This window comes from Mycetohabitans sp. B46, assembly GCF_037389205.1.
Lineage (GTDB): Bacteria > Pseudomonadota > Gammaproteobacteria > Burkholderiales > Burkholderiaceae > Mycetohabitans.
The window spans coordinates 44,657-58,960 of record NZ_JADBGL010000005.1 but is presented as its reverse complement, the minus strand read 5'-3'; the positions used below and the strand labels follow the sequence as shown (position 1 = coordinate 58,960).

General features: G+C 57.9%; 14 protein-coding genes and 5 pseudogenes. 8 read left to right on the top strand and 11 right to left on the bottom strand.

Going from position 1 to position 14,304, the window contains the following annotated elements:
* Positions 1-15: 15 nt before the first annotated feature.
* A pseudogene (locus IHE30_RS07010) lies at positions 16-120 on the bottom strand (IS5/IS1182 family transposase); the annotation flags it as partial.
* Positions 121-257: 137 nt separating this feature from the next.
* On the opposite strand from IHE30_RS07010, the pseudogene IHE30_RS15125 reads away from it, so the two are divergent.
* A pseudogene (locus IHE30_RS15125) lies at positions 258-419 on the top strand (thioesterase domain-containing protein); the annotation flags it as partial.
* 363 nt (positions 420-782) lie between these two features.
* On the opposite strand, the gene IHE30_RS07005 reads toward IHE30_RS15125, so the two are convergent.
* On the bottom strand, positions 783-2,009 hold the full coding sequence (locus IHE30_RS07005) for a tyrosine-type recombinase/integrase (RefSeq protein WP_337689668.1): 1,227 nt from the start codon (positions 2,007-2,009) through the stop codon (positions 783-785).
* A gap of 153 nt (positions 2,010-2,162) precedes the next feature.
* On the opposite strand from IHE30_RS07005, the gene IHE30_RS07000 reads away from it, so the two are divergent.
* Positions 2,163-3,152 carry a DNA-binding protein gene (locus IHE30_RS07000; RefSeq protein ID WP_337689667.1) on the top strand — a complete coding sequence of 330 codons (990 nt, stop codon included), beginning with the start codon at positions 2,163-2,165 and terminating at the stop codon, positions 3,150-3,152.
* 159 nt (positions 3,153-3,311) lie between these two features.
* Here the strand turns inward: IHE30_RS07000 and IHE30_RS06995 are convergent, their stop codons facing one another.
* Both IHE30_RS06995 and IHE30_RS06990 read right to left on the bottom strand, forming a co-directional pair.
* Positions 3,312-3,656, bottom strand: a complete 345-nt coding sequence (locus tag IHE30_RS06995; RefSeq protein ID WP_337689666.1) for an HVO_A0114 family putative DNA-binding protein — start codon at positions 3,654-3,656, stop codon at positions 3,312-3,314.
* A 40-nt stretch (positions 3,657-3,696) separates the two neighbouring features.
* Positions 3,697-3,945, bottom strand: a complete 249-nt coding sequence (locus tag IHE30_RS06990; RefSeq protein ID WP_337689665.1) for a toxin-antitoxin system TumE family protein — start codon at positions 3,943-3,945, stop codon at positions 3,697-3,699.
* 114 nt (positions 3,946-4,059) lie between these two features.
* Between IHE30_RS06990 and IHE30_RS06985 the strand changes: the two genes are divergently transcribed.
* The 4 genes and pseudogenes from IHE30_RS06985 to IHE30_RS15120 all read left to right on the top strand — a co-directional run.
* A complete protein-coding gene (locus IHE30_RS06985; protein ID WP_337689664.1) occupies positions 4,060-4,311 on the top strand; it encodes an AbrB/MazE/SpoVT family DNA-binding domain-containing protein in 252 nt (83 codons plus the stop codon).
* A complete protein-coding gene (locus tag IHE30_RS06980) occupies positions 4,305-4,655 on the top strand; it encodes a type II toxin-antitoxin system ChpB family toxin (protein ID WP_337689663.1) in 351 nt (116 codons plus the stop codon). The genes IHE30_RS06985 and IHE30_RS06980 overlap by 7 nt, the downstream gene beginning before the upstream one ends.
* A 278-nt stretch (positions 4,656-4,933) precedes the next feature.
* A complete protein-coding gene (locus IHE30_RS06975; RefSeq protein ID WP_337689662.1) occupies positions 4,934-5,209 on the top strand; it encodes a hypothetical protein in 276 nt (91 codons plus the stop codon).
* Positions 5,210-5,264: 55 nt separating this feature from the next.
* Positions 5,265-5,447, top strand: a pseudogene (locus IHE30_RS15120) (transposase); the annotation flags it as partial.
* Between the two features lie 190 nt (positions 5,448-5,637).
* Here the strand turns inward: IHE30_RS15120 and IHE30_RS06965 are convergent.
* The 4 genes from IHE30_RS06965 to IHE30_RS06950 are packed head-to-tail and all read right to left on the bottom strand — an operon-like array spanning position 5,638 to position 9,605.
* The gene (locus IHE30_RS06965; RefSeq protein WP_337689661.1) at positions 5,638-6,783 is read right to left on the bottom strand and encodes an acyl-CoA dehydrogenase family protein; all 1,146 of its coding nucleotides are present in this window, start codon (positions 6,781-6,783) and stop codon (positions 5,638-5,640) included.
* On the bottom strand, positions 6,767-8,371 hold the full coding sequence (locus IHE30_RS06960; protein WP_337689660.1) for an amino acid adenylation domain-containing protein: 1,605 nt from the start codon (positions 8,369-8,371) through the stop codon (positions 6,767-6,769). The genes IHE30_RS06965 and IHE30_RS06960 overlap by 17 nt, the downstream gene beginning before the upstream one ends.
* Positions 8,368-8,622, bottom strand: a complete 255-nt coding sequence (locus IHE30_RS06955) for an acyl carrier protein (protein ID WP_337689659.1) — start codon at positions 8,620-8,622, stop codon at positions 8,368-8,370. Before IHE30_RS06955 ends, IHE30_RS06960 begins: the two co-directional genes overlap by 4 nt.
* 29 nt (positions 8,623-8,651) lie before the next feature.
* The gene (locus tag IHE30_RS06950) at positions 8,652-9,605 is read right to left on the bottom strand and encodes a 3-oxoacyl-ACP synthase III family protein (protein ID WP_337689658.1); all 954 of its coding nucleotides are present in this window, start codon (positions 9,603-9,605) and stop codon (positions 8,652-8,654) included.
* Positions 9,606-10,086: 481 nt separating this feature from the next.
* Between IHE30_RS06950 and IHE30_RS06945 the strand changes: the two genes are divergently transcribed.
* Positions 10,087-10,410 (top strand): hypothetical protein, encoded by a 324-nt coding sequence (locus tag IHE30_RS06945; protein ID WP_337689657.1) that lies wholly within the window; start codon positions 10,087-10,089, stop codon positions 10,408-10,410.
* Positions 10,411-10,644: 234 nt separating this feature from the next.
* Here the strand turns inward: IHE30_RS06945 and IHE30_RS06940 are convergent.
* The 3 genes and pseudogenes from IHE30_RS06940 to IHE30_RS06930 all read right to left on the bottom strand — a co-directional run.
* Positions 10,645-10,767, bottom strand: a pseudogene (locus IHE30_RS06940) (IS3 family transposase); the annotation flags it as partial.
* 16 nt (positions 10,768-10,783) lie between these two features.
* Positions 10,784-11,731, bottom strand: a pseudogene (locus IHE30_RS06935) (ISNCY family transposase); the annotation flags it as partial.
* 302 nt (positions 11,732-12,033) lie between these two features.
* Positions 12,034-12,351, bottom strand: coding sequence for a hypothetical protein (locus IHE30_RS06930; protein WP_337689656.1), 318 nt, complete (start codon positions 12,349-12,351; stop codon positions 12,034-12,036).
* A gap of 600 nt (positions 12,352-12,951) precedes the next feature.
* On the opposite strand from IHE30_RS06930, the gene IHE30_RS06925 reads away from it, so the two are divergent.
* On the top strand, positions 12,952-14,181 hold the full coding sequence (locus IHE30_RS06925; protein ID WP_337689655.1) for a hypothetical protein: 1,230 nt from the start codon (positions 12,952-12,954) through the stop codon (positions 14,179-14,181).
* The last annotated feature ends 123 nt before the right edge of the window (positions 14,182-14,304 follow it).

Below are 14,304 nucleotides of genomic sequence, written 5' to 3'. Positions count from 1 at the left end.
ACGGTTTCATAAAGGCTACTGCGCTCGCTGAATGGTGTTCCAGTAGATCGAGCAGCAGCCGAGTTTGAGAAACGCTTCATGAATGTCAGCGCGACGTTCAAAGCGAATACGCAGACGGCGGACGTCACATCACCCCGGCTTCCACCTCAACAAAATCCCGTCGGTCATCGCCCGTATAGCCTCGCATCGTCCTCGCCAGCACGCGCGAAATCAAATCAACAACGGCCTATACGGGCCGCTTACGGATGTAAGTCAGCATGACTTTCCGTGAGGCAGAAGCTGGCCCGCCGATAGTGTCAAACTACCTTGAGCAAATGCGCCGCGTTCAGCCTAAAGTGCCTTACTGCTTATTAGGATGGAGCCTCGGCGGCATAGTGGCGCATAGCATGGCTGTTCGACTCGAACACCAAGGCGAAAAAGTGGCGTTGCTGGATAGTACCCCTTTTGCGGTCAGGATGAACAGGGCTGTTCGCCGTTGGACTTGCGCGTTGATTCGCCCTTCAGCGGTAACTTGTGCGCCTGATAGAAGAGTCGAGTCAGGCCACTTGATGGCACGGCCCGAGGTATGTGTCGTCGCGCCACCGCACAAGGCCCGAGCTACTATCGCGCAGCCAGGAACGAACCACTCGGGAACCACAACGATGAACGCCCCGCATGGTCCATGGAAGACCCGCTACTTCTTTGACACCGAATTCGCATTTTTCGACCCCTGCCAGCTCGTCAACGTCGCGATCGTCGGCGAAGAGGGCTGTGCGCTTTACGCCGAGCGCTCGGACTTCGAATCAGCGCTCCGGCTGCCGAGCAGGGGGCTCGACCGGGTGCTCGTCGCCCCAGTTCATTCGATGGCCGCGCACTGTCTGGCGGTGCCGCGTGTCCTCTTCCTCATGCAAGTACACGCTCGTCGTGGTCAGCGACACGTGCCCGAGGTTGTCACGCACCGTGCGCAGATCGAGGCCCGCGTCGGCCTGATGGGAGCCGGCCGTATGCCGCAGCCAATGCGCCGACGCGCGCACCAGTTCGTCGGCCCGATCGGCAAATTCTGGGCCGCGTGCGCGCAGCCACGACGCGGCATCGCGAAAGGTCCGCTTGATCGCGTCATGCAGGGCGGAGCGCGACAGGCCACGACGCGGGCCCCGGAAGGGCACGACCAGCGGCGTGTCCTCCGCCCGGCGGGGCAGCGAGGGCAGGCCACACGCCTGCCGGTAGCGGGCCAGCTCGACGATCAACTCCGGCGACGCGGGCACGCGCCGCGCGCGTTGCCCCTTACCCACGATGTCAAGCCACCACTGATCGTGTCCGTCCGGGCCCAGGCGCCGCGAGAAGTCGCCCATGGTGCCGTGGGCGACCTCGGAAAGGCGCAGGCCTTGCAGATAAAAGAGCGTGGTCAGCCAGCGGCAGCGGGCGTAGTAGGCCTGCTGCGCGGCCGTTTCCTGGGGCAGCTGCGCGACAAAGTGTTTAACCTCGTTCCATAGCGAAACGGATAAGTAGCGTGTGATGTGCGGCGCCGAGCGTTTGGCGCGCTGACGCAGCAGCGCCATCGGATTGCCGCGCAGGTAGCCGGCGTCCACTAGCCAGGTGAACAGGCCGTTTAGGATCACCCGCGCTTGCCGCTGGCTAGCTGCGGACAGCGGCCCATTAAAGGGTCGCCAGCGGGCATCGCCGCGGGCGTACTTGCCGCCGGTGGCCGACACCCAGCGGTTTGCAGGCTGCGGGTCGGCCAGGAACGCGTTGAATTGTTGTAGATCCTCGTGCGTGAGTGACGACAGCGGCTTGCCGAGTTGCACGACAGCCCACAGCATGAGTCGCTCGGCCTCCTTACGGTAGGCCTCAAACGTAGTTTGGGTGTCGGCGTAATTGGCTAGCCAGGCGCGCACCGCGTCTAGATCGTTGCGCGCGGCGAGTTGCGCGCGCTCGCGCGCGCCACGATTGGTGCCGTCGCGCCCGTCCAGGTGCTCGGGCAAGGCGAGCGCCTCGACCGGTTGCACGGCGGTGAACGGGGTGATGGACACGATTCGGGCACTCCAAGCGTGGGGTTCAATCAAAAAGGAAGCGTTTGCCATACTACACGACATTATAGACGTAATGTCGTGTTAGCTGTCTAAATCATTAGAAAGCTAATGTAATACGTAGTATTATTAAATGCATTCTGCCCAAAAACGACGATGACTGACCTCCTGTCCCCCGATGCGGCACTGAGCGCCGAGATCGCGCGCTTGAAAGCCGCGCATCCGAATACGCGCGAGTTGTATCGCGAAGTGTGCGCGCTGTTGTTCTTTCGTTTTGGCATCACGCCCACCGCGAACCGCCTGTACCAGCTGGTGCGCAAAGGCAGCATGGGCACGCCCACCGAGGTCCTCGCCGAGTTCTGGCGCGAGCTGCGTGAAAAAAGTCGTGTCAAGCTCGACCACCCGGATTTACCCACCGAACTGCGCGACGCCGCCGGCACGCTCATCGCGACGCTGTGGGAGCGAGCCGCGGCTGCGGCGCACGCGGCGCTGGAAGAGGTGCGCGCTGAGGTGCGCCTCGAGCGCGACGCGGCCGCCGCCGAAGTAGCCGCCGCCCGCGAGGCCGCGGCGCACGCCGAGCGCACGCTCGAGACGCACCACGCGGCGCTGCTCACTGCGCAGGCGCGCCTACAGGAACTGGAGCCCGCGCTGGCGGCGGCTGAAGCAGCACGCCAGACGCTGCACACGGAAGTCGAGCGCCTGCAACGCGACGCCCAGGAGCGGGACGCGGCGCTCGCCCAGGCGCGCGCCGATTTTGCCCGCGAACTCGATAAGCTGCGGGCCGACACCGCGCGCGCCGAAGCGCGGCTGCAAGCGGCGGAAAAACGCGCGCTCTTGGAGACCGAGCATGAGCGCCGCACCAGCGCGCGCCTGATCAAGGAACGGGATGCGGCGGTGCGACGTGCCGACGAAAGTGACGCGCAGCGCCGCGCTGAGCGGCAAGCGCTGCAGGCGCAATTGGGGGACGCACGCCAGCACATTGGCATGCTGGAAGCCAACTTAGCCGCGCTGCAGCGCGCGAACGCCGACGCTGAAAAATCGCGGCGCGCGCGGCAGCGCCTACCCACTCAGTCTGCATTGGGCCGGACCTCTGGCCCGATTAGGCGGCCACGCCCGCCGGCGCGTGCGCTCAAAAAGACTAGGTGACGCCGTCACCGACATTCGGCGGAGCCTGCGCGAGGGATGGATCCCGTAGTGTAGGAGCCAAATGACTAAATTAACAACGCATCACCAGACCTCGATGCGTAGCGCCATTTTAGGGGAAATGGTGACGTGCTCATTGAGCACGTTATTTTACATTTACTATTACAAGGTCACCTCAGCGGCAAGTGCTTCCCACGGCGCCGTCAAGCGGCCGTCTTCCCGCACGACTAGACCGGCAACTTCTAGCGCTGCTACATCAGCATGCACGCGCTTGTAGTCACGCGATAAAGCGCATGCCAAAGCCTTGACGCTATCGGCGCCTTCTCGGTGCAAATAGCGTAGCAACTCCAGCCGTTTTGGCGTCAGCGCCGCCACCATTTCCTGCCACGAGAGAAAGGTGACGTGACTTTCCTTGAAATGCTCGCCTTTGGCCGCGCGCTCAAAGGCATTCACGAACCGCTGCCCCATATCACGTGCGCCACTCACATGGACTGTCAGTTTGCTCATTTTCCGCTCCTTTCGCGTTCAACCTCCCCCAAAAAGTCCCTCACCATCTGTTCCGCCGTCGAAAAAACGTAGGGCACTTCACGGTCACGATAGTGGCGATGGTCGCCCTTGCTGCGTCATTATCGTAGCCAATGATTCTTGCGCCGCCCTGACCATAGAACAGGCTGTATTTCAAACCATGGGGTCTTTCCGCATCGCATTCGGGCAATCGCCAGATCCGCATTTCAAGAATGGCTCCGTCCGGATAAACCATTCGATCCTCAAATAACAGCGTCGCCTTCTTTTTCATATGGCATATTTTGCCATATGCCAGCTTATGGCGTCAACCGCCATAGCTAGAGGCACAAAGTGCTTGCCAATCGTGTTGCGTGTTTCTACAATGGATAAACATTAGGGGATTGAGATGGAACTCAAGATTCAAAAATGGGGTAATAGCGCAGCAATTCGTCTGCCGAGTGTGCTGCTCAAGCAGATCAACGCGTCGGTCGGCAGTTCGCTAAACGCCGACGTGCGTCCGGATGGCGTAATGCTGGCCCCGGCCCGCCGCAAATATTCGCTGAACGACCTTATTGCCCAATGCGACACGAAGGCTTTTTTTCCGGACGACATGGCGGCATGGAATAAGGTCAAACCGACGGAGGGTGAGGCTTGGTGAGGCGGGTCAAGTTCGAGCGGGGCGATATCGTGCGCGTGAGCCTAAACTCGACTGTCGGGCGAGAGCAGCAAGGCGATTTTCGCCCAGCGCTCGTTCTATCTCCGGCGGCGTTCAACGCCTTGGGCGTGGCGCTCGTTGCCCCGATCACCCAGGGCGATGCCTCTGCTCGCTTTGCTGGGTTCGCCGTACCGCTTTCCGGTTCTGGAACCGAGACGAAAGGCGTAGCGCTTGTCAACATGGCGCGTATGCTCGACCTGGAGGCGTGCGGCGCGCGCAAGGTCGAACGTGCGCCGGTTGAAGTGGTTGAGGACGTGCTGGCTCGGCTTCAGACGATTATTGAATGAGGAAAACGCGATGAGCAACAAGTTCTGGAACGTGATGTACGCGCTGGGCAACGCCGAGCGGTGGGTCGGCGACGTGAACAATCCGCAAGCGCGCTAGTCTGCGATGCAAGGCACTTTCGTCAACATGAGTGGCTGCTCGCCCAGCGCAAACGGGTCTCGGAGGGATCGGTGATCACCTCCTCATCCGACAAATCGAAGGCATGCTGCCAGTACAGCAGCCCCGCGATAATCGGAACTTATCCTAAGCCACGCATTTCCTATTCGTTGCGGCACCGCACATGACGTTCGTCAACCTTCCCAACAGCATACGAACCGATTTCCCGGACGGCAGTTACCTCGTCGAGGGACCCGAAGGGGATAAAGACCTTGTCTCCGAATCAGGTGATATCAGTGCCACCCTTGCCGAAATTCGGCGAGTGCAGATCGATGATCTCTCGCAGGTCTTAAGGCATGATATTGTGCGTGGCCATGAGACAGTCTCGCATACCTTGCACTTCACTGGAGGGGGCGTTTTTCTTTTTTATTTAGCAACACGGCTACTGAGTTTTTCCTGAAATTTCGCCTTCCAAGAGGTCGCGTATAAACTCGACAAAAAGGAAGGAAATCAGGATGTTTAAGGTACCGAAACAGGTGTACACGGCGGAATTCAAGCTGGCCGCCGTCCATCGGGTCAAGGATGGCCAGGCAGTGGCCGTGGTGGCCCGCGAGCTGGGCATGTCGAAGTAGACGCTTCGCAACTGGGTGAAGGCCGAAGCGTCGGGCAAGCTTAACGGCGCCGGGCCGATTCGGCCTGCCCCGAAGAGCCGGAAATTTCCACTTTAGAACAGCGCTGATTTGGGGTAGCCTCAATCGCCACCACCATTTCTCGCTTGGTTTGGGGCGCAGAGCTTTGCTTGGCGACAACCTTCGGTCAAGCATTTCTTCATGTTCGCCTTCCTCTCCGAAACGAATTTGACTAGCTGCCCCTGCTTGCTGTGTCGGTTCATAACCCTAATTCGGTGGCGATGATGTTGCGTTGAATATCAGATGTTCCTGAATAGATGATTGATGCGATGGCGTCGCGCAGTCCTCTTTCAGTGGGGGTTTCAGCTAGGTAGCCTTGCGCACCGTAAATCCGCAGTGCGTCTATCGAAAACTTAGTGTACGTCTCAGAGACGAACAGCTTTGCACAGGCCGCTTCCAGGGTGGCATCCTCGCCCGCGTCCTTGAGCCGTCCTACCCGGTAGACGAGTTCGCACGCGGCCTCTAGGTTGACTTTCATGTCGGCGATGCGATGGGAGACGGCTTGATTCTTTCCAATGGGTTGGCCGAACTGGCGGCGGGTACGTGCATGCGTAATGCATGCTTCAAGGCGGCGGCGCATGGTGCCCAACGTGGTGGCAAGAATGCATCCACGTTCATATTCCATGGCACTTTCAAAGACCTTGACGCCTCGCCCTTCCCGTCCCAGTATCGCATCGGCCGAGACACGGCAGTCCTTGAGCGTGATCCGGCCCATTTGTGCGGTGCGCAGTCCCATCTTTTCCAAAGGCGGGCTCAGGTCCAGGCCCGGGTTTGTCGTCTCGACCAGGAACGCGGTGACGCCAAGTGGCCCGAGCGTGGGGTCGATTGTGGCGTAGACGACGCACAGATCCGCGATGGGGGCGTTGGTGATGTAGGTTTTCGAACCGTTGAGGACATAGCCGTCGCCGTCTCGTACAGCTTGGGTGCGCATGGAGAACACGTCCGAGCCTGCTTCGTCTTCCGTCGAGGCATTGGCACCAATCAACGAGCCATTCATCAAGCCTGGCAGAAAGCGCGAACGCTGGGTCGGTGTGCCGTGGATGGCCAGCGGCAGGGCAACGGTCCACAGATGAGCGTTGAGCGAGAACAGCAGTCCCAAGTCTTCGCTGCCGTACCCCAGGCCCTCCATGACCGCGAGTAGGTCGGACAGGGGCGCGCCCGCGCCCCCACGGTCCTCGGGTATGGCCATACTGAACAGGCCAAATTCTGCGCATTTGCGCCAGCCGTCCCTATGGAAAATGCTGGCACGGTCGGAGGCTGCGATGTCTGTACTGAGCTGGTCGCGGGCAAAACGGGCGGCATGCTCGCGCAGCGCGACTCGTCGTTCATCAAGCGGGTTTGGCATCGCACTGACGCTCCAAAAGTGGATAGTGAGTTTTGCCCGTCGAGGTGCGGGGCAGGTCAGGAAGGTAGTGGAATTGGTCGGGCACCATGTACCGTGCGAGTCGGTTGTAACAGAACCGACTCAAATCTGTTGGGCAGACCGGGGCCTCGCGGGCCACGACAAATGCCGTGATGGTGGTGTTCCCGTCGGAACCGGAGCTGACCACCGCACAGGCGGTCAGTTCAGGGTGGGCGGCCAGGCATGATTCAATCTCATCCAACTCAATCCGGTATCCATGACGCTTAATCATACGATCAAGCCGCCCTAGGAAGAGATAGCCTTCGGGCGAGGCGCGAACGATGTCCCCGGTGTTGTACCAGCGTTGGCCGTCGAGTTGAAAGAATCGCTGAGCCGTTTTCTCGGGAGCATTCCAATAGCCAGTCGCGACGGAAGGCCCTGCGACGCACAACAGGCCGGGTTCACCGTCGGGTACCGGTCGTTGATGCTCATCCACGACGATCGTGTTGCAGTGGTCGCAGGGATGACCGATCGGCAACGGTTCGACGCGCTCTGCTGGTATGGGCGTGGGGACACGGTAAGCGGTGCACACGTTGGTCTCGGTGGGGCCGTATAGATTGTAGTAGGCTGGTTTGGGCCACAGCTGCAGCAACATGCGCAACTTCGCGATGGGAAAGACTTCCCCGGCGAAGAGCACGAGCCGTAGCCGGTTCGGCGCAGGGCCGCGCCCCTTGTGCTGTTCGGCCAGCATACCTAGAATGGCCGGTGCCGAATACCAAACCGTGATCGCCCGGGCGGATAGGAATGTGGCGAGATGACGTGGGCTTGCAGCAAGATCGGCGTCGATCAAGTGAATGCATGCGCCGTTCTTAATGGAAACATAGATGTCGAAAATCGACAGGTCGAAGTGAAATGGGGCGTGACTGGATACCTGATCTTGTGCTGTCACATTGAAGGCAGCAGAGGCCCATTCGACGAAGCTTACTGCGTTGCGCTGGCTTATTGCGACCCCTTTCGGTGCCCCGGAGGAACCGGAGGTGTAAAGGATGTAGGCGAGCCGGTTCGCATCCGGCGGGCTGCGTGGGTAGTCATGCTTCTCGCCGTGCAGCATGTCCAGCGTCTGCCAGTCCTCACGTGGGTCGTTCGTCTCCTCGTGATGGGGCTGCATCACTACCACGCGTGGTTTAAGCTGGGATGCGTGTTGTGTTAAATGTCGCGCTGATTCAGAGTCGGTGAAGATGACCCGGACATCGCAATCGTCGAATAGGGCGGCTGCGCGCATGCTTGAGCTGCCCGCGTCTGTGGGCACATAGGCCGCGCCTAGACGAAGTATGCCGAAGATGGCCGCGAGCGTCTGTGAGCTTTTGCGCATGAAAAGCCCGACCCGATCCCCTGCAACAATCCCCTTGCGATGAAGAAAACCGGCGATCCTATCGGCTGCCGCGGAAAGTTCTTCATAGCTCAATGCGGATCCGTCGGAATCGACGAGCGCACGAGCACTCGGCTGTCGCGCTGTCGTGTCGTCTAAATATTTTGCCAAGTTCGCTGGCGGCTCGGACTGTTGTCCCCGCAGCACAGTGTCGGTCGTCATTTTTCAATTTCCGATGACTTTTCATCCACGTAACGCGCGATCTCGCGAATCGTGGTGAAACGCGTCCTCGGATCACTGACACCAACCATCATGTCGAATTCGTCCTCCACAAACGAAACCAGGCGCATGGTGGCCAAGGATGAAAGGAGCCCCGACTCTTTTAGATTTAGATCGTCGGAAATATCTGAGTCGTTTCCTTTCAGGATAGTATCGATCACAAACGCACGAATTTTGACCAAGGCATCCGACATGGGATTCTCCTTTAATGGATGATGAACGTTCACTGTGGGCTTGCCGGATTGACAACCGAGGCGTCTTCTGGAGGAGCGGCTAGCATGACGTGTGGCCAGCGGAATACAGCTGCTGAAGCCTCGGCTTGGCCGCCGAACCCATACAGCAGTACCCTGTCCCCGGCTTTGATACGGCCATTAGCTGCCGCAGTATAGGCATTGAACGGCATTAGCACCGGCCCGATATTGGCGACCTGCGGGAAAGTGTTGACGACCCGGTCGAGTTCGATGCCCAACGCATTGGCGGAAAACTCTGCATGCCAAGCCGTCGGCGTGTTCAGCACGACGACATCAATATCCTTTATCTCCAGCCCGGCCTTTGCCAGCGCGCCTTCAGTTGTATACAAGAGATACGACTCAGCCGTGGCACGTAACACGTGAGAAATCGAAGGGTCCACGCGCAAACGAATCCTTTGCCCACTGGATGTGGTGGATGAGGAATCCTCGATCGCATCAAGCAGCCAAGTTCCACAGGTCTTGCCGGTGTGCAAAGATTCTGCCCCCAATAAACCAAACCCGCTTTTGACTGGACCGACCAAGAACGCCGCTGAGGCATCTCCGCACAACTTCAGCGTGACATCGTCAGCTTCAATCGCACGCGATAACCTGGACGTCGTGACGACTAGGATGCGTTCTTTCAGCCCCGCCTGCACCCAGGCGCATGCCGTCAACAATGCTGACATGGATCCGCCACAGGTCGCTTCTACGTTGAACGCTCCGCCACCCGTGTTCAGTGCCTGCGCCAGATACCCTGCGTCGCCGGATCCGACCCGATCGGGGAACATCGACACCGCGATCAAGCAATCCACCTCATCAGAGGACACATCTGCCGCATCCAATACTTGCTGTGCCGCTTTAACCCCGAGCTCTACGCTTCCCTCACCATTCGTCACGACTCGACGCTCGACGCTGCCGAAAAAGGGATCCTCTAAATAATGTTCCATGGCCGCATCGTATGGGTTGATTCTTCGACGCTTGGACGAACCACTTGACGTCAATGCCATTGTTGATGATTTGGCCTTTTGCGGTGACGAGGTTTCTCCGTCCCACCAGGCATTTGTACGTACTCCATCTGGCAAATGAACAGCTAGGGCTTGGATTCCTGTTGATCGCATACAATTTCACTAACAATTAATGGTGTGGTAAAAAATATATTCTTGCATCAGAATATCGGTTTTATTTCTCGCATTTTGTTCAGTAATTGTTAAATTCTAGGTGGCAACGACTTGCGAATCCGAGTAAGGCATTTTGGAATGAAGCTGCAGCTTTTTCATTGCGGTCTTTTGAAATCTGCTGTTTTGTTGTCCGCAGATCCATTTAAAACCGTAAAGGTTTTTCACTCCCTTGTTAAGCCGCCTTAACTTAACAAGGTTCGATAAGATAATAGTCGACTCAGGTGCGGACAATTTACCAATGTCCACGCTCATGCAAATCATTGCCTGGGCGCGCAACGCGCTTAAGGCAACCTTGCGTTACAGTCCACAAAACGAAGGCAAGAAGGATAGAAAAAAGCGGACGCCCCGCATGAGGAGGCAAGGTGGTTCGAGCTACATTAGGGTATTTTGTCACGGTGTTCACTCCAAACATCGCCTTTATGGAATGGTAATCGCTGCTGCCGAAGAATTACGCCATTTTTCGCTGGCCTGCGCCGCGCACGAGGATGAAGCCCTGCTCTCACGTGCACAGTTTGCCAATGGGGTAACTATAGACATGAATTACGAGCAGTCCAAGCAGTTTCTCTTTACTTAAAACGACAAAAATAAAACAAAAACGCTAAAGTGGCACGTCCTTGCAAGAAAAACGATTGAACTAAAATTTAATCTAGATAGTGTCGTTACGAGATTTTTAGCTATAGGGTAGGGCACCGAATCTGTGCGGCAGCGACAAATGAGTCCAGGCGCTTGGCGTAGCGGGTGGCAATGCCACGCCGTGACTACCTTCTGTCGCAATGATTCGGACCGGCATGCTATGCGCATCCACGGTCAGATGCGCGTGCGTGCGCATGACTCGGTACACGCGCTTGGCGTTGACCGGTGCCAGGCCGGCGCCACTGCGTTCACGCCGCAGGATGCCCCAGACGCGCCGGTAGCCATAGCTGGGCAACTTGGCCAACATCAGCCGGATTTTCTTGAGAGCGCAGCGGCCGGCGTGCATCAAAATCGCTCTTCGCTGGCTTCGCAAAGCCTGCGTTGTAAGCTGCGATGAAGCAGGGCGCATACGCATTGGCCTGGGCCACCGTGCTGATGCCACGCAGCCGCAGCTCCTTGACCAACCGGTCCTGCAGAGTCAAATGTGCGCGCTCGACGCGACCCTTGGCCGAACTGCTGTTCGCGCAGAACGTATCGATGTTCAACTCGTACATTGCTCGGCCAAAATGCGTTACCCGGTTTCCAGCCTTGCCCGGGCTGACATTGCGGAACACGCTTGCCTTGTCGCTGTAGAACGCGCCAGGCTTGCCGTAGCGCTCGATATACACCCGCGTCGCTTCGAAATAACTGAACGTCGATTCCGTCGTCGTGAAGTGCAAGTGCATCAGCCGGCTCGTCGCATCGTCCACGTACACCAGCAGCGTGCATGAGGGCGCTCGGTCTTCGAACCACGCGTGCTCGCTGCCGTCAATCTGGATTAGCTCGCCCAGGCACGCGCGCCGTGCCCGCGGTTGGTAAACCTTCGGCGGACGCTGCCGGCGCGGTACCCACAAGCCAGCCTCTGTCATCAGCCGGTGAACCGTCTCCTTAGCCAGTCGAATGCCGTGGCATTCCCACAACTTCTCGCAGGCCAGTGTTGGCCCAAAATCGGCGTAGCGCTCGCGGATGAGCGTTAGCACCCGCCGGGCCAGTTCAGCGTCTAGCCGCCGGTTGCCGGGACGGCCACGCTTGCGCGAGGCTAGTCCAGCCGCGCCGCATTCCCGGTACCGGATCACTAGCCGTTCGATCTGCCGTACCGTCAGACCTAGCCGCTCAGCGGCATGCCCGGGCTTGAGCCCCCTATCTACAACAGCCTGTACCACCTTCAGACGGTCCAGTTCTCGCATATTCAATGTCACCAGTGCTGCTCGATGTCGATGCATGGCCAGCTCCGTCTCCGTCATCCCACCAGGAACCAGCAAACATATCGAGGTCCAAACACGACATTTCTATAAAGCTACTACACGCTGTAAATGCGATAATCCAAATTATGTAAAATATTGAAAAACACCTTTTTAAAGTGAACCGTTTTTGTTCCTTATAAGGTCCGTTCACGCGGCTGTGCGTGAGAATCCGCTTTGTGCGGCTGATCAGCTCGTCCAATGCCGCGCGACTTTGCTCAGCGACACCATTCAGCTGCCTCTGGACATCACGCATTCTCACGCTACGCTCGATGCTAAACCCGTCAACGACGTCTGCCACGCGTACACAAGAGACCGCTGGCAAAGCCCAGTCCCGCCACAATTGCTAACGCCTTGAAAGGTTTGTTCATGACAACGGCGCGCAGACCTTTTACCATGCCTTCATAAGCCATTTGTACCGACACTGTGGCGTGATGTAACTGGTCAGCCAATTGATCAGCTTGGTTGGCAGCCTGGTCGACGGTCTCATGCGCCTTATCCGTCACCCTTTTTAACTCGTCTTCGCCCGATGCGCGACCGACGGTTTCTTGAGCCTTGTCCGTGGTTTTTTTGATACCGCTTTGGATCAGATTGTCTAACATATTATCCCTCCATCAGCACTGGGTTGATGTAATCCGGAGCGCCTGGCTTGCTCCGGCAACTAGCCATACTCATAACACACGTGCGTCATGAACCGCGGCGCAGATGCTCTCGCAATTTGCTTGCCTACTTCAGCAACGGGCATCTATCAAAGCCCCCTCACAAAAACCCTATATCATGCGAGCCATCCCACGAGCGCGTTGACCATCGTCTAATCGCTCGAACCAAGCGTTTCATCACGACACTGTTCTGCTACGGCTTGCAGGCGCGTAGACGGTCGCTGAGGCATTGGTCGGTTGATATGCCTTTGTCGGCATGCTTGCGTCGCCCCGTGCGATATCGCGCAGCTTGTCCACCGGCTTATGCTACCCGCCAAAGATCTCACACTTACGACGTATCACTGCACATCTGCCCCTACTTTTCGTTAGCCTGCTGCACAGCTTCGCTACGCGTGGTGCCTTTTTTACCGATCACTGATGATTTTGCCAATGGACTTCGATTTGAATACCGCTTTAAACTATCCTGCCAGCTACGTATGTGCAGGGCAGACTGGCCAACAGCCTGCCGCGTCAGCGCCGCCACGACCACCTTCCGACGACGCGTTGACTCACTCTTCGTCCACTCGACCGACCACGTATGATGACCTGCCGTCCGAATTGATTACCCGAATCGGTGACTATGTATCCATTCAAGACGTGATGCCGTTCGCCACGGTCGATCGCCGCACGTATCATGCGATGCAGGCTAGACGCCTCGTCCACCACTATTGGCAGCGGGCAAACCAGGCCGTCAGCTTGGCGTCAGTCAACCAGCTGCTGGACGAAATGGGAGGCGCGTTGACCCATCCAGCGCAGCATGTCGAACCCATAGATGCGCTGAGCCAGCGTCTGCAAGCGTTACCAGAAGCTGAGCGAGTTGATGCGTTCAAGCGGGTGTTTGCAGCTGCAGAGCGTATCCCGCAGGACGGCGTGCGGATACAAAAAGCGCTGTTACGCATCTTTCTTGATTTTCCTCGGAGCCAGCGTGTTGAGTTATTCGACTTCGCTTACGCGATGGCGGAACGGCGCGCGCCCGGGCAAGACAATATCTGGGTGGAACTGGCTGACAGTTTGCACTTTTTGTCGTTTGGCTCATCTTTTGTCGAGCGTCATCAGGCACTGTTGACTCGACTGGCGTCTTTGAGGGTATCCGAGCAAGCGGAACTCATCCCGGCATTATCGGAGTTACTGTGTTATTTCCCTAAAGCAGACCCACGCGTGCCTGGGATCTATGCGGTTTTACGCGGACACGCCTTGCAGTTGCCGCCCTCTGTGCAAGGTGCATCAGTGGGCATGTTAGCGAATACCGTACGGGTTTTGCCGAGAACGGAGCAATTCGCACAGTACGCGCAACTACGCGATTGGGCACTGTCGCTGTCTGACGAGCAGTGGGGGGCGGCTTTGCGCCATTTGCCTGAAAGTCTCGAAGAGCTGTCGTCGGAGCAAACAGTGCAGGAGCTGACGTTATTTGACAGTCATTTAGCGCGTGTGCCTATGTCACAGCGTGTGCCGGCGGCGGTTGGGCTGCTCAAATGCCTGAGTTTTGTGAACGATGCACTGGCAAAGCGAGTCTGGCGACAGAGTTTGAGTCTGCTAAATGGCGCGGGCGAGGCCGCCTTATGGGATTTGCTTAACCAACTTCGGGCCTCTTGGGTGCTATCTGAGTTAAGCAATTTCGGATGGGAAATGGCGATGGACGAAATCACACGCTTTATGCAAGCCAGCCACTTCTCTGAGCCGGCCCGGGCGCGATTCCAGAACAGTGTACATTGGCTTAGAAGTGAGCCACGTTAACCGCAGTTGAACTTTAACCGCAGTTGAACTAAGTGGGCTTATTTATCCCCACGCCGGAGCAGACACCGTCGTGCCATCGCAGGGGGCGGGTAACGCAGCAGAGTTCGTCGTTGACGTCATACA

Coding starts and splice junctions, on each gene's coding strand:
- IHE30_RS06965 (WP_337689661.1), bottom strand. CDS start 6,783: ATGCCAAACCCGCTTGATGAACGACGAGTCGCGCTGCGCGAGCATGCC.
- IHE30_RS06975 (WP_337689662.1), top strand. CDS start 4,934: ATGACGTTCGTCAACCTTCCCAACAGCATACGAACCGATTTCCCGGAC.
- IHE30_RS06930 (WP_337689656.1), bottom strand. CDS start 12,351: ATGTTAGACAATCTGATCCAAAGCGGTATCAAAAAAACCACGGACAAG.
- IHE30_RS06955 (WP_337689659.1), bottom strand. CDS start 8,622: ATGTCGGATGCCTTGGTCAAAATTCGTGCGTTTGTGATCGATACTATC.
- IHE30_RS06995 (WP_337689666.1), bottom strand. CDS start 3,656: ATGAGCAAACTGACAGTCCATGTGAGTGGCGCACGTGATATGGGGCAG.
- IHE30_RS07000 (WP_337689667.1), top strand. CDS start 2,163: ATGACTGACCTCCTGTCCCCCGATGCGGCACTGAGCGCCGAGATCGCG.
- IHE30_RS06960 (WP_337689660.1), bottom strand. CDS start 8,371: ATGACGACCGACACTGTGCTGCGGGGACAACAGTCCGAGCCGCCAGCG.
- IHE30_RS06985 (WP_337689664.1), top strand. CDS start 4,060: ATGGAACTCAAGATTCAAAAATGGGGTAATAGCGCAGCAATTCGTCTG.
- IHE30_RS06990 (WP_337689665.1), bottom strand. CDS start 3,945: ATGAAAAAGAAGGCGACGCTGTTATTTGAGGATCGAATGGTTTATCCG.
- IHE30_RS06950 (WP_337689658.1), bottom strand. CDS start 9,605: ATGGAACATTATTTAGAGGATCCCTTTTTCGGCAGCGTCGAGCGTCGA.
- IHE30_RS06945 (WP_337689657.1), top strand. CDS start 10,087: ATGCAAATCATTGCCTGGGCGCGCAACGCGCTTAAGGCAACCTTGCGT.